The organism is Pseudomonas sp. REST10 (assembly GCF_029542605.1).
Lineage (GTDB): Bacteria > Pseudomonadota > Gammaproteobacteria > Pseudomonadales > Pseudomonadaceae > Aquipseudomonas > Aquipseudomonas khazarica.
The window spans coordinates 2,352,974-2,365,141 of sequence record NZ_CP035677.1 but is presented as its reverse complement, the minus strand read 5'-3'; the positions used below and the strand labels follow the sequence as shown (position 1 = coordinate 2,365,141).

The window sequence follows — 12,168 nt, the reverse complement described above, 5'->3', positions numbered from 1 at the left end:
GCCATGTTGGAATTCATCGATGTGGGCACGCTGCGCGGGCTGGGTACCGCGCTGGTACTGATCGCCTTCACCGCAGTCACCTTCTGGGCCTATAGCGGCGAGCGCCGCGACGAGTTCAACGCAGCGGCCAACCTGCCGTTCGCCGACGACAAGCCCGATGTCTGGAGTAACGAAGCATGACCGCCTTCTGGAGCCTATACATCACCCTGCTCACCGTGGGCACGCTGATCGCGCTGTTCTGGCTGATCTTCGCCACCCGCAAGAGCGAAGTGCACAAGAACCCGACCGAGCAGACCATGGGCCATGCCTTCGATGGTATCGAGGAGTATGACAACCCGCTGCCCAAGTGGTGGTTCATGCTGTTCCTCGGCACCCTGGTGTTCGGCGCGGCCTACCTGCTGCTCTACCCGGGCCTGGGCAACTTCAAGGGCCTGCTGCCGGGTTACAAGGACGGCTGGACCCAGGTCAACCAGTGGCAACGCGAGATGGATCGTGCCGATGAGCTGTACGGGCCGATCTTCGCCAAGTTCGCCGCCATGCCCATCGAGGACGTGGCCAAGGACGAGCAAGCCCTGAAGATGGGTGGCCGCCTGTTCGCCTCCAACTGCTCGGTATGCCACGGTTCCGACGCCAAGGGCAGCTACGGCTTCCCCAACCTGGCCGACGACAGCTGGCGCTGGGGCGGCGAGCCGGAGACCATCAAGACCACCATCCTCAAGGGGCGTCACGGCATGATGCCGCCGCAGGGTGCGGTGATCGGCGAAGACGGCGTGCGCAACGCTGCCGCCTACGTCCTGACCCAGCTGGCGGGTCGCGAACTGCCGGAAGGTGAAGTCGCCGACGTCGCAGCAGGCGAGAAGATCTTCTCCACCACCTGCTTCGCCTGCCACGGCGCCAGCGGCACGGGCACCCCTGCCCTGGGTGCACCGGACCTGACCCGTCCGAGCGCATTCATCTACGGCAGCAGCTTCGCCCAGTTGCAGCAGACCATCCGCTATGGTCGCAGTGGCAACATGCCGCCTCAGGAAGATTTCCTGGGTAACGACAAGGCCCACCTGCTGGCGGCCTATGTGCTGAAACTGAGCCAGGGCAAGAACGAGTAACTCCCGCTTTGCCGGCGATCATCCCCTGGTCGCCGGCCCCTCCCAGCACCTGTGCGACCCAGTGTCGCACCTGCCGACCAATAGCCCTGCAATTTTCTTGATCTGGGCTAAGCTGCCTTTCAGTCGCCATCTGACACAACTCCAAGGCGATCCCTTCTTAGCGCTGCGCAAATTGGTTGCGCCAAAGCTGCCGGAGCTGTCTCCGGGGCCTGCCCGCAGTCCCCTTGAAAGGCTCTGAAACCCCGTTCGTGTCGGCATGTTGCGTTGCAATGGCTACCTGCTTTCTCCATACTTGCCGCCGATTTTTGCCCCATAAAACTCCATTAACCGTGGAACCCCTAGCATGAGCACAGCAATCAGTCAGACTGCTTATAACTATAAGGTGGTCCGCCAGTTCGCCATTATGACGGTGATCTGGGGGGTCATTGGGATGGGTCTAGGCGTGTTCATCGCCGCACAACTCGTGTGGCCAGAACTCAACCTGGGCCTGCCGTGGACCAGCTTCGGCCGTCTGCGTCCCTTGCATACCAACGCGGTGATCTTCGCTTTCGGCGGATGCGCCCTCTTCGCGACCTCGTACTACGTGGTCCAGCGCACCTGTCAAACGCGTCTGGTCTCCGACGGTCTGGCTGCCTTCACCTTCTGGGGTTGGCAAGCGGTCATCGTCCTGGCGGTGATCACCCTGCCCATGGGCTACACCAGCTCCAAGGAATACGCCGAGCTCGAGTGGCCGATCGACATCCTCCTGGGTGTGGTCTGGGTCACCTACCTGCTGGTGTTCTTCGGCACCATCATGAAGCGCAAGACCAAGCACATCTATGTGGGCAACTGGTTCTTCGGCGCCTTCATCCTGGTCACCGCGATGCTGCACATCGTCAACAGCATGGAAGTACCGGTCACCCTGACCAAGTCCTACTCCATGTATGCCGGTGCCACCGACGCCATGATCCAGTGGTGGTACGGCCACAACGCCGTGGGCTTCTTCCTGACCACCGGCTTCCTGGGCATGATGTACTACTTCGTACCCAAGCAGGCCGAGCGTCCGATCTACTCCTATCGCCTGTCCATCGTGCACTTCTGGGCGCTGATCACCCTGTACATCTGGGCCGGCCCGCACCACCTGCACTACACCGCACTGCCGGACTGGGCCCAGTCCCTCGGCATGGCGATGTCCGTGATCCTGCTGGCGCCGAGCTGGGGTGGCATGATCAACGGCATGATGAGCCTGTCCGGCGCCTGGCATAAGCTGCGCACCGACCCGATCCTGCGCTTCCTAGTGGTGTCCCTGGCCTTCTACGGCATGTCCACCTTCGAAGGCCCGATGATGGCCATCAAGACCGTCAACGCCCTGTCCCACTACACCGACTGGACCATCGGCCACGTGCACGCTGGCGCCCTCGGCTGGGTAGCGATGATCTCCATCGGCTCGCTGTATCACCTGATTCCGAAGGTGTTCGGTCGCGAGCAGATGCACAGCATCGGCCTGATCAACGCGCACTTCTGGCTGGCCACCATCGGCACCGTGCTGTACATCGCCTCGATGTGGGTCAACGGCATCACCCAGGGCCTGATGTGGCGCGCGGTCAACGAAGACGGCACCCTCACCTACTCCTTCGTCGAAGCGCTGGAAGCCAGCCATGCGGGCTATGTCGTGCGCATGATCGGTGGTGCCTTCTTCGTCACCGGCATGCTGCTGATGGCCTACAACACCTACCGCACCGTGCGTGCCGCCAAGCCGGCTGAATACGATGCGGCTGCGCAGATTCCCGCCGGAGTAGCTCACTGATGAAACACGAAATCATCGAGAAGAATATCGGCCTGATGGCGCTGCTGATGGTGATTGCCGTCAGCATCGGTGGCCTGACCCAGATCGTCCCGCTGTTCTTCCAGGACGTCACCAACGAGCCGGTCGAAGGCCTCAAGCCCTACACCGCACTGGAGCTGGAAGGCCGTGATATCTACATCGCCAACGGTTGCGTTGGCTGCCACTCGCAGATGATCCGTCCGTTCCGCGCCGAGACCGAGCGCTACGGCCACTACTCCGTCGCCGGTGAAAGCGTCTGGGACCACCCCTTCCTGTGGGGTTCCAAGCGTACCGGTCCGGACCTGGCACGTGTCGGCGGCCGTTACTCGGACGAGTGGCACCGCGCCCACCTGTACAACCCGCGCAACGTAGTGCCCGAGTCGAAGATGCCGGCCTACCCCTGGCTGGTCGAGAACAAGCTCGATGGCAAGGACACCGCGAAGAAGATGGAAGTCATGCGTGGCTTCGGCATCCCCTACACCGACGAAGATATCGCCGGTGCTCGCGATGCCGTGAAAGGCAAGACCGAAATGGACGCGCTGGTCGCGTACCTGCAGGTTCTCGGCACTTCCATCAAGAACAAACGGTAAGACGCCATGGATATCGGGACTATTCGCGGAATCGGCACGGCGGTGGTGTTCATCGCCTTCATCAGCGTGGTGCTCTGGGCCTACAGCAGCAAGCGCAAGTCGGGCTTCGACGAGGCCGCCAACCTGCCCTTCGCGGATGATCCCGAAACCAAGCGCGACCAAGACTCTTCCAGGAGCAATAACCAATGACCACGTTCTGGAGTTGGTACGTAACCATCCTCTCCCTGGGCACCATCTTCGCCCTGACCTGGCTGATCTTCGGCACCCGCAAGGGCCAGCGCCAGGAAGTGACCGACGAAACCGTCGGCCACAGCTTCGATGGCATCGAGGAGTATGACAACCCGCTGCCGAAGTGGTGGTTCATGCTGTTCGTCGCCACCATCATCTTCGCCCTCGGCTACCTGGCCCTCTACCCGGGCCTGGGCAACTGGAAGGGCCTGCTGCCGGGCTACGACTACGTCGACAGCGAGAGCAAGACCCCCTTCGCTGCCGGCGTACAGATCGCCGACGGCTCCATGCGTCACGCGGGCTGGACCGGCGTGCACCAGTGGGAGAAGGAAATGGCGCGCGCCGACGAGCAATACGGCCCGCTGTTCGCCAAGTACGCTGCCATGCCCATCGAGGAAGTGGCCAAGGACGAGCAAGCCCTGAAAATGGGTGGTCGTCTGTTCGCTTCCAACTGCTCGGTGTGCCACGGTTCCGATGCCAAGGGCAGCTACGGCTTCCCCAACCTGACCGACAACGAATGGCGCTGGGGCGGCGAGCCGGAAACCATCAAGACCACCATCCTCAAGGGTCGCGAAGGTGCCATGACGCCTCAGGGTCCGGTCATCGGCGAAGATGGCGTGCGCAACGTCGCCGCCTACGTCCTGACCCAGCTGGCGGGTCGTGAGCTGCCGGAAGGCACCGAAGCCGACATCGAAGCGGGCCAGAAGGTCTTCGCCGGTACCTGCTTCGCCTGCCACGGCGCCGACGGCAAGGGTACCCCTGCCCTGGGCGCCCCGAACCTGACCAACCCGGCAGCGTTCATCTACGGCAGCAGCTACGCGCAACTGCAGCAGACCATCCGCTACGGTCGTCACGGCAAGATGCCGGCCCAGGAAGAATTCCTCGGCAACGACAAGGTCCACCTGCTGGCCGCTTACGTCTACAGCCTGTCGCACAAGGCGCAAGAGCAGTAAGCGTAGAAGGACTCTTTTGACAAGGGTCAATGAACGCCCGGGTCGCGACTGCTGGTCGCACCCGGGCGTTGTCTTTCAGGCGTACCATATAGCCACCGTGAACTGACCCTGACCGGCACGCATCGGCCCGGGCTGCCAACCAACCGCCGTGGTATGCATTGATGAGCGAACAGATTCCCGTCCAGGACATCACCCCTCCTTCCGCCAAGAATGCCAGCGTCGATCTGTACGCCAGCCGCGAGAAGATCTACACCCGCGCATTCACCGGCCTGTTCCGCAACCTGCGTCGCGCAGGCGGAGCACTGCTGTTCATTCTGTTCTTCGGCACCGTCTGGCTGAACTGGGAAGGCCGTCAGGCCGTCTGGTGGAACCTGCCGGAGCGCAAGTTCCACATCTTCGGCGCCACCTACTGGCCACAGGACTTCATGCTGCTGTCCTGGCTGTTGATCATCTGCGCCTTCGGCCTGTTCTTCATCACCGTGTTCGCAGGCCGCGTCTGGTGCGGCTACACCTGCCCGCAGAGCGTGTTCACCTGGGTGTTCATGTGGGCCGAGAAGGTCACCGAGGGTGACCGCAACCAGCGCATGAAGCTGGACAAGCAGCAGATGAGCGGCCACAAACTGGCACGCAAGGTGGCCAAGCACGGTATCTGGCTGGGCGTGTCCCTGCTCACCGCGATCACCTTCGTCGGCTACTTCACCCCCATCCGCGACCTGATTCCCGAGCTGCTGACGCTGCAGGCCGGCGGCTGGGCGCTGTTCTGGGTCGGCTTCTTCACCCTGGCCACCTATGGCAACGCCGGCTACCTGCGCGAACAGGTATGTATCTACATGTGTCCCTACGCGCGCTTCCAGAGCGTGATGTTCGACCAGGACACCCTGATCGTCTCCTACGATCCGCGTCGCGGCGAGTCACGCGGCCCGCGCAAGAAGGACGCCGACTACAAGGCCCAGGGCCTGGGCGACTGCATCGACTGCAAGATGTGCGTGCACGTCTGCCCCACCGGCATCGACATCCGTGACGGCCTGCAGATCGAGTGCATCGGTTGCGCCGCCTGCATCGACGCCTGCGACAGCATCATGGAGAAGATGAACTATCCCAAGGGGCTGATCAGCTACACCACTGAACACAACCTGTCCGGACGCAAGACCCACCTGCTGCGCCCGCGCCTGATCGGTTACGCTGTCGCGCTCGTCGCCATGATCGGCCTGTTCGCCTGGGCCGTGGCCAACCGCCCGCTGGTCGAGCTGGACGTGCTCAAGGACCGCGTGCTGTTCCGCGAGAACGAGCGCGGCCACATCGAGAACGTCTACACCCTGAAGATCATGAACAAGGCGCAGCACGACATGACCTACGTGATCACCGCCGACGGTCTCGACGGCCTGGTCTACGAAGGCAAGCGCGAGGTTCGCGCCCTGGCGGGCGAGGTCTACTCCTTCCCGGTGGAACTCTCCATCGCGCCGGAGAAGCTGCCTTCCAGCGCCAACAACATCGTCTTCCACGTACAATCCGCGGATGACCCCAGTATCAAGAACGACGCCGACAGCCGCTTCATCGGCCCAAGCGTCCGCTGACAACGGAAAGAGCATGACCGAACACGCACCATCGCCAGCAAAACCCTGGTACAAGCAGTTCTGGCCCTGGTTCATCATCGCCCTGCTGGGCTACTCCGTGGTGCAGGGCCTTGCCCTGCTCACGCTGGCCACGCGCAATCCACCCGGGCTGATTTCCGATGACTACTACGACGTCGGCAAGGGCATCAACCAATCGCTGGAGCGCGAGCAACTGGCCGAGCGCCTGCAACTCCACGGCGAGCTGGTGCTCGATGGCGCCACCGGCGTCGCGACCCTGGTGCTGGAGGGCAACAGCCGCCCGCAGCAGATCGTCCTCAACCTGATCTCGCCGACCCAGCCGGAGCGCGATCGTCGCGTCATTCTGCAGCCCGGCGCCGATGGCCAGTACCGTGGCCAGATGGTCGACCAGGTCAGCGGCCGGCGCTTCGTCGAACTGCTGGGCCAGGAAGGCAGCCAGAGCTGGCGCCTGTTCGAGGAAGAGAACATTGCCGACGGCAAGGCCATCATGATCGGTGACAATCCCTCCTACTGATCATGCCCGCCCCTACGCCCTGCTATCACTGCGGACTGCCGGTTCCCACCGGCAGCCATTTCCATGCCACGGTCCTCGGCCAGCCCCGTGACTTCTGCTGCCCCGGCTGCCAGGCCGTAGCGGAAGCCATCGTCGCCGGCGGCCTCGAGCACTACTACAGCCACCGCAGCGAAAACGCCGCCAACCCGCAGACCCTGCCCAAGGCCCTGCCCGACGAGCTGGCGCTGTACGACCGCAGTGACGTGCAACAGCCCTTCGTGCAGCACGAGGGCGAGCTGAGCGAAACCCAGCTGCTGATCGAAGGCATCAGTTGCGCCGCCTGCGGCTGGCTGATCGAGAAACACCTGCGTGGCGTGCCCGGCGTGGCCGAGGCGCACCTGAACCTGTCCAACCACCGCCTGCAGGTGCGCTGGCAGGACAGCCAGATCCCGCTCAGCCAGTTGCTCGCCGAGTTGCGCCGCATCGGCTATGCCGCTCACCCCTGGCACGCGGACGAGGCCGCCGAGCGGCTGGCAGCGGAGAACCGCAGGCGCATGCGCGAGCTGGGCGTGGCCGGCCTGCTGTGGATGCAGGTGATGATGGCGGCCATGGCCACCTGGCCGGAATTCAACGTCGACCTGACGCCCGAGCTGGACAAGATCCTGCGCTGGACCAGCCTGTTCCTCACCACCCCCATCGTCTTCTACTGCTGCGGGCAGTTCTTCCGCGGCGCCCTGCGCGACCTGCGCACCCGCCACCTGACCATGGACATCTCCGTCTCCCTGGCGATCGGCGGGGCCTACGTCGCGGGCATCTGGTCCACCGTCACCGGAGTCGGCGAGCTGTACTTCGACGCCGTGGGCATGTTCGCCCTGTTCCTCCTCGCCGGACGCTACCTGGAGCGACGTGCGCGCGAGAGAACCGCTGCGGCGACCGCACAACTGGTCCAGTTGCTGCCTGCCTCCTGCCTGCGCCTGGCCGATGACGGCCAGAGCCAGCGCATCCTGCTCAGTGAACTGCAGGTCGGCGAACGGGTGCTGGTGCAACCCGGCTCGCTGGTGCCTGCCGACGGGCGCATTCTCGCCGGCCAGTCCAGCGTCGACGAATCCCTGCTGACCGGCGAATACCTGCCGCAGGCGCGCGCTATCGGCGACAGCGTCACCGCCGGCACCCTGAACGTCGAAGGCCCGCTGACCGTGGAAGTCCAGGCCCTGGGCGATGCCACGCGGCTGTCCGCCATCGTCCGCCTGCTCGAACGTGCGCAGAGCGAGAAACCGCGCCTGGCGGAGATCGCCGATCGCGTTTCGCAGTGGTTTCTGCTGTTCATCCTGCTGGCCGCCGCCCTGGTCGGTTGCATCTGGTGGGAAATCGACTCCAGTCGCGCCTTCTGGGTCGTGCTCGCCCTGCTGGTCGCCACCTGCCCCTGCGCACTGGCCCTGGCCACACCGACGGCGCTGACCACCGCGACCGGCAGCCTGCACAAGCTGGGCATGCTGCTGACCCGTGGCCATGTCCTCGAAGGGCTCAACCATATCGACACGCTGGTGCTGGACAAGACCGGCACGCTCACCGAGGGACGCCTCACCCTGAGCGCCATCTATCCGCTGCGCGAACTGGATCAGGACAACTGCCTGGCGCTGGCCGCCGCCCTGGAAAACCGCTCCGAGCACCCCATCGCCCGCGCCTTCGGCCAGGCACCACGGGCCGCCGATGCGGTCGACAGCCATCCGGGCCTGGGCCTGCAGGGCAGCGTCGACGGCCGTCTGCTGCGCATCGGCGAGGCCCGCTTCGTCTGCGCGCTGAGCGGCCAGGAGGTACCGGAGATTGCCGGAGAGCACGGCCAGTGGTTGCTGCTGGGCGACGAACAGGGGCCACTGGCCTGGTTCGTCCTCGACGACCGCCTGCGCGACGACGCTCCCGAGCTGATCGCCGCCGCCCGCGCGCGTGGCTGGCACATCCACCTGCTGTCGGGCGACAGCTCGCCGATGGTCGCCGAGGTAGCACACCAGCTCGGTATCGAGGACGCCCGTGGCGGCCTGACGCCGGACGCCAAGCTGGCAGTGCTCAAGCAGCTGCACGGCGCGGGGCGCCGTGTGCTGATGCTCGGCGATGGCGTCAACGACGTGCCGGTCCTGGCGGCAGCCGATATCAGCGTGGCCATGGGCTCGGCCTCCGACCTGGCCAAGACCAGCGCCGATGCGGTCCTGCTGTCCAACCGTCTGGGCAGCCTGGTACAGGGTCTGGCCATGGCCAGGCGCACGCGACGGATCATCATCGAGAACCTGTGCTGGGCAACGCTGTACAATGGCATGGTCCTGCCCTTCGCCGCGCTCGGCTGGATCACCCCCATCTGGGCGGCGGTCGGCATGTCGTTCAGCTCACTGCTGGTCGTGCTCAATGCCCTGCGCCTGAGCCGCAGCCCGAACAGCTAGGCACGAACCGCGCTCGCTCGGCGCTGTGCGTGCCTACCCATACGCCCCACGGAGACCGCATGCCCGCGCTCTACATCCTGATCCCCGTCGCCATCGCCCTGGTCGCCTTCGCCATCTGGCTGTTCTTCTGGGCCGTGGACAGCGGCCAGTACGACGACCTCGACGGCCCCGCGCACAGCATTCTCTTCGATGACGAAGACCCGCTGCACAAGGCGGGCGTGGAACAGGCCGAAGAGCAGAGCAAGCAGGACAAGCCCGATGCTTGAGCTGGCGCCCCTGCTGGTGTCAGCCCTGATTCTCGGCCTGCTCGGCGGCGGCCATTGCCTGGGCATGTGCGGCGGCCTGATGGGCGCCCTGACCCTGGCCATTCCCCCCCAACAACGCGGTCGCCGCCTGCAGCTGCTGCTGGCCTACAACCTCGGGCGCATCCTCAGCTACAGCGCCGCCGGGCTGCTGCTCGGCCTGGCGGGCTGGGCCGTGCGCGGCAGCGCCGCCGAGGTCGTCATGCGCAGCCTGGCGGCCCTGCTGCTGATCGCCATGGGCCTGTACCTGGCCGGCTGGTGGAGCGGCCTGACCCGCATCGAGGCGCTCGGCCGTGGCCTGTGGCGGCATATCCAGCCGCTCACCCGCCGCTTCATGCCGGTCAGCAGCCTGCCGCGCGCACTGGTGCTCGGCGGCCTGTGGGGCTGGCTGCCCTGCGGCCTGGTCTACAGCACCCTGCTGTGGGCCTCCAGCCAGGGTGATGCCCGCGTCAGCGCCCTGCTGATGCTGGCGTTCGGCCTCGGCACCTGGCCGGTCCTGCTGGCCACCGGCCTCGCCGCCGAACGCATCACCGCCCTGCTGCGCCAGCGCGGCATCCGCATGGCGGGTGGCCTGCTGGTCATCCTGTTCGGCCTCTGGACCCTGCCCGGCCCGCACCAGCACTGGCTGATGGGCCACTGACCCCTTCCCTGGCCCGGATGCGATCCGGGTCCGGCAGCGACAACCCACCACACCCCGCCTGCCCTTGATTCAGATCAAGCCGCCCGCCCGGCTGCATCCCTAGACTGGCCGCACAGCCTGACCAGGATTATTTCCCATGCTCGAAGCCATCCAGTGGGACGCCGATCTGATCCGCCGCTACGATCTCGCCGGCCCACGCTACACCTCCTACCCGACTGCCGTGCAGTTCCACGACGACATCGGTCCGTTCGACCTGCTGCACGCCCTGCGTGACAGCCGCAAGGCCGGCCGCCCGCTGTCGCTGTACGTGCACATCCCGTTCTGCGCGCACATCTGCTACTACTGCGCCTGCAACAAGGTGATCACCAAGGACCGTGGCCGCGCCCTGCCCTACCTGGAGAAGCTCGAGCGCGAGATCGAGATGGTCAGCCGCTACATCGGCAAGGAGCAGGTCATCGAACAGCTGCACTTCGGCGGCGGCACGCCCACCTTTCTCAACCACGACGAGCTGCGCCGGCTGATGCAGCACCTGCGTCAGCATTTCAACCTGCTGGATGACGATTCCGGCGACTACAGCATCGAGATCGACCCCCGCGAAGCGGACTGGTCGACCATGGGTCTGCTGCGCGAGCTGGGCTTCAATCGCGTCAGCCTGGGCGTGCAGGATCTCGACCCGGAGGTGCAGCGTGCGGTCAATCGCCTGCAGACGCTGGAAGAAACCCGCGCCATCATCGAGGCCGCGCGCACCCTGCAGTTCCGCTCGGTGAACATCGACCTGATCTACGGCCTGCCCAAGCAGACGCCGGAGCGCTTCGCCCGTACCGTCGCGGAGGTGATCGCCCTGCAACCGGACCGCCTCTCGGTGTTCAACTACGCTCACCTGCCCGAGCGCTTCATGCCGCAGCGGCGCATCAACAGCGAGGACCTGCCAGCGGCGGCCGACAAGCTGGCCATGCTCCAGGCCAGCATCGAGCAGCTGGCCAACGCGGGCTACCGCTACATCGGTATGGACCACTTCGCCCTGCCGGATGACGAACTGGCGATTGCCCAGGAAGAAGGCACCCTGCAGCGCAACTTCCAGGGCTACACCACCCACGGCCATTGCGACCTGATCGGCCTGGGCGTGTCGGCCATCAGCCAGGTCGGCGACCTCTACAGCCAGAACGACAGCGACATCGCCAGCTACCAGCAAAGCCTCGGCAACGGCCAGCTGGCCACCCGTCGCGGCCTGCATTGCAACGCAGACGACCGCCTGCGCCGCGCGGTGATCCAGCAGCTGATCTGTCATTTCGAACTGGATTTCCGCGGTATCGAGCACGCCTACGCCATCGACTTCCGCGACTATTTCGCGGCCCTCTGGCCAGACCTGCAGCGCCTGCATGACGACGGCCTGATCGAACTGGGCGAACACGGCATCCGCGTGCGCCCTGCCGGACGCCTGCTGGTGCGCTCGCTGTGCATGCTGTTCGACCGCTACCTGAACGACCAGGTGCGCCAACGCTTCTCACGGGTGATCTGAAGCGCCGAGCGCCAGCGCTGCCTGAGCGCTGGCAGGCGAGTCAGGCCACGGACAGGCTCGCCACCGTCTGCATCTGCTGCTCGGTGAGGTTGCTCTCACGGATCAGCTTGATCAGATTGGCATTGGCCGAGGTCAGGGCGCCGTTGAGTGACGCCAGCTCACTCTGCAACCCTTCCAGTTGCTGGCGCTTCGCCTCTGGATCGAGGCTCTGATCGCTCATCAGCGCCTCGATCTGCGCCTGTTTCTCGGCGATCTGCGCGCGCAGCTCACGGATCATCTTCAGCAGGTCCTTGATCGCCCTGGGCAGGTCGCTGTCATCGATGTCCTTGTTCTTCTCGGCGCTCGCCGACATGCTCTTGCCCAGGTTGGAAAGGCTCACGCGAAGCCCTTCGCGCACCTCCTCCGGGCTCCGTTCCACTGCGGTATTTTGTCGCTGAACACCCTGGACGAGATTGCCCAGCGACCCGCCGATATCGATACGCATCACGCTGCTCCCTGCCTTGGACGATAGT

At 65.0% G+C, this 12,168-nt stretch carries 13 protein-coding genes; 12 read left to right on the top strand and 1 reads right to left on the bottom strand.

Features of this window, described 5'->3' with window-relative positions:
* Positions 1-3: 3 nt before the first annotated feature.
* The 12 genes from EWH21_RS11160 (at position 4) to hemN (ending at position 11,656) form a co-directional block, all read left to right on the top strand.
* Entirely contained in the window at positions 4-180 is a 177-nt protein-coding gene (locus EWH21_RS11160) for a CcoQ/FixQ family Cbb3-type cytochrome c oxidase assembly chaperone (protein ID WP_037057539.1), read from the top strand.
* Positions 177-1,103, top strand: a complete 927-nt coding sequence (ccoP, locus tag EWH21_RS11155) for a cytochrome-c oxidase, cbb3-type subunit III (protein WP_047589881.1) — start codon at positions 177-179, stop codon at positions 1,101-1,103. The genes EWH21_RS11160 and ccoP (EWH21_RS11155) overlap by 4 nt, the downstream gene beginning before the upstream one ends.
* A gap of 343 nt (positions 1,104-1,446) precedes the next feature.
* Positions 1,447-2,889 carry a cytochrome-c oxidase, cbb3-type subunit I gene (gene ccoN / locus EWH21_RS11150; RefSeq protein WP_134675984.1) on the top strand — a complete coding sequence of 481 codons (1,443 nt, stop codon included), beginning with the start codon at positions 1,447-1,449 and terminating at the stop codon, positions 2,887-2,889.
* Entirely contained in the window at positions 2,889-3,497 is a 609-nt protein-coding gene (ccoO, locus tag EWH21_RS11145) for a cytochrome-c oxidase, cbb3-type subunit II (RefSeq protein WP_134675985.1), read from the top strand. Before ccoN ends, ccoO begins: the two co-directional genes overlap by 1 nt.
* A gap of 6 nt (positions 3,498-3,503) precedes the next feature.
* On the top strand, positions 3,504-3,686 hold the full coding sequence (locus tag EWH21_RS11140; protein ID WP_037057020.1) for a CcoQ/FixQ family Cbb3-type cytochrome c oxidase assembly chaperone: 183 nt from the start codon (positions 3,504-3,506) through the stop codon (positions 3,684-3,686).
* Positions 3,683-4,678 (top strand): cytochrome-c oxidase, cbb3-type subunit III, encoded by a 996-nt coding sequence (ccoP, locus tag EWH21_RS11135; protein ID WP_037057022.1) that lies wholly within the window; start codon positions 3,683-3,685, stop codon positions 4,676-4,678. The genes EWH21_RS11140 and ccoP (EWH21_RS11135) overlap by 4 nt, the downstream gene beginning before the upstream one ends.
* Positions 4,679-4,839: 161 nt before the next feature.
* On the top strand, positions 4,840-6,252 hold the full coding sequence (gene ccoG, locus EWH21_RS11130) for a cytochrome c oxidase accessory protein CcoG (RefSeq protein ID WP_037057029.1): 1,413 nt from the start codon (positions 4,840-4,842) through the stop codon (positions 6,250-6,252).
* Positions 6,253-6,265: 13 nt separating this feature from the next.
* On the top strand, positions 6,266-6,784 hold the full coding sequence (locus EWH21_RS11125) for a FixH family protein (protein ID WP_037057032.1): 519 nt from the start codon (positions 6,266-6,268) through the stop codon (positions 6,782-6,784).
* Positions 6,785-6,786: 2 nt separating this feature from the next.
* Positions 6,787-9,195 carry a heavy metal translocating P-type ATPase gene (locus EWH21_RS11120; protein WP_277700516.1) on the top strand — a complete coding sequence of 803 codons (2,409 nt, stop codon included), beginning with the start codon at positions 6,787-6,789 and terminating at the stop codon, positions 9,193-9,195.
* Between the two features lie 59 nt (positions 9,196-9,254).
* A complete protein-coding gene (gene ccoS, locus EWH21_RS11115) occupies positions 9,255-9,461 on the top strand; it encodes a cbb3-type cytochrome oxidase assembly protein CcoS (RefSeq protein WP_037057038.1) in 207 nt (68 codons plus the stop codon).
* Positions 9,454-10,137 (top strand): sulfite exporter TauE/SafE family protein, encoded by a 684-nt coding sequence (locus tag EWH21_RS11110; protein ID WP_150609355.1) that lies wholly within the window; start codon positions 9,454-9,456, stop codon positions 10,135-10,137. The genes ccoS and EWH21_RS11110 overlap by 8 nt, the downstream gene beginning before the upstream one ends.
* A gap of 136 nt (positions 10,138-10,273) precedes the next feature.
* Positions 10,274-11,656, top strand: coding sequence for an oxygen-independent coproporphyrinogen III oxidase (gene hemN, locus EWH21_RS11105; protein ID WP_047587448.1), 1,383 nt, complete (start codon positions 10,274-10,276; stop codon positions 11,654-11,656).
* A gap of 40 nt (positions 11,657-11,696) precedes the next feature.
* Here the strand turns inward: hemN and EWH21_RS11100 are convergent, their stop codons facing one another.
* A complete protein-coding gene (locus EWH21_RS11100; protein ID WP_047587450.1) occupies positions 11,697-12,140 on the bottom strand; it encodes a DUF1931 family protein in 444 nt (147 codons plus the stop codon).
* Between the last annotated feature and the right edge of the window lie 28 nt (positions 12,141-12,168).

What these genes read in the sequence shown, in the direction of transcription:
- ccoS (WP_037057038.1), top strand. Translation starts at nt 9,255, where the DNA reads ATGCCCGCGCTCTACATCCTGATCCCCGTCGCCATCGCCCTGGTCGCC.
- ccoG (WP_037057029.1), top strand. Translation starts at nt 4,840, where the DNA reads ATGAGCGAACAGATTCCCGTCCAGGACATCACCCCTCCTTCCGCCAAG.
- ccoP (WP_037057022.1), top strand. Translation starts at nt 3,683, where the DNA reads ATGACCACGTTCTGGAGTTGGTACGTAACCATCCTCTCCCTGGGCACC.
- EWH21_RS11125 (WP_037057032.1), top strand. Translation starts at nt 6,266, where the DNA reads ATGACCGAACACGCACCATCGCCAGCAAAACCCTGGTACAAGCAGTTC.
- EWH21_RS11120 (WP_277700516.1), top strand. Translation starts at nt 6,787, where the DNA reads ATGCCCGCCCCTACGCCCTGCTATCACTGCGGACTGCCGGTTCCCACC.
- ccoP (WP_047589881.1), top strand. Translation starts at nt 177, where the DNA reads ATGACCGCCTTCTGGAGCCTATACATCACCCTGCTCACCGTGGGCACG.
- hemN (WP_047587448.1), top strand. Translation starts at nt 10,274, where the DNA reads ATGCTCGAAGCCATCCAGTGGGACGCCGATCTGATCCGCCGCTACGAT.
- EWH21_RS11100 (WP_047587450.1), bottom strand. Translation starts at nt 12,140, where the DNA reads ATGCGTATCGATATCGGCGGGTCGCTGGGCAATCTCGTCCAGGGTGTT.
- EWH21_RS11110 (WP_150609355.1), top strand. Translation starts at nt 9,454, where the DNA reads ATGCTTGAGCTGGCGCCCCTGCTGGTGTCAGCCCTGATTCTCGGCCTG.
- ccoO (WP_134675985.1), top strand. Translation starts at nt 2,889, where the DNA reads ATGAAACACGAAATCATCGAGAAGAATATCGGCCTGATGGCGCTGCTG.
- ccoN (WP_134675984.1), top strand. Translation starts at nt 1,447, where the DNA reads ATGAGCACAGCAATCAGTCAGACTGCTTATAACTATAAGGTGGTCCGC.
- EWH21_RS11160 (WP_037057539.1), top strand. Translation starts at nt 4, where the DNA reads ATGTTGGAATTCATCGATGTGGGCACGCTGCGCGGGCTGGGTACCGCG.
- EWH21_RS11140 (WP_037057020.1), top strand. Translation starts at nt 3,504, where the DNA reads ATGGATATCGGGACTATTCGCGGAATCGGCACGGCGGTGGTGTTCATC.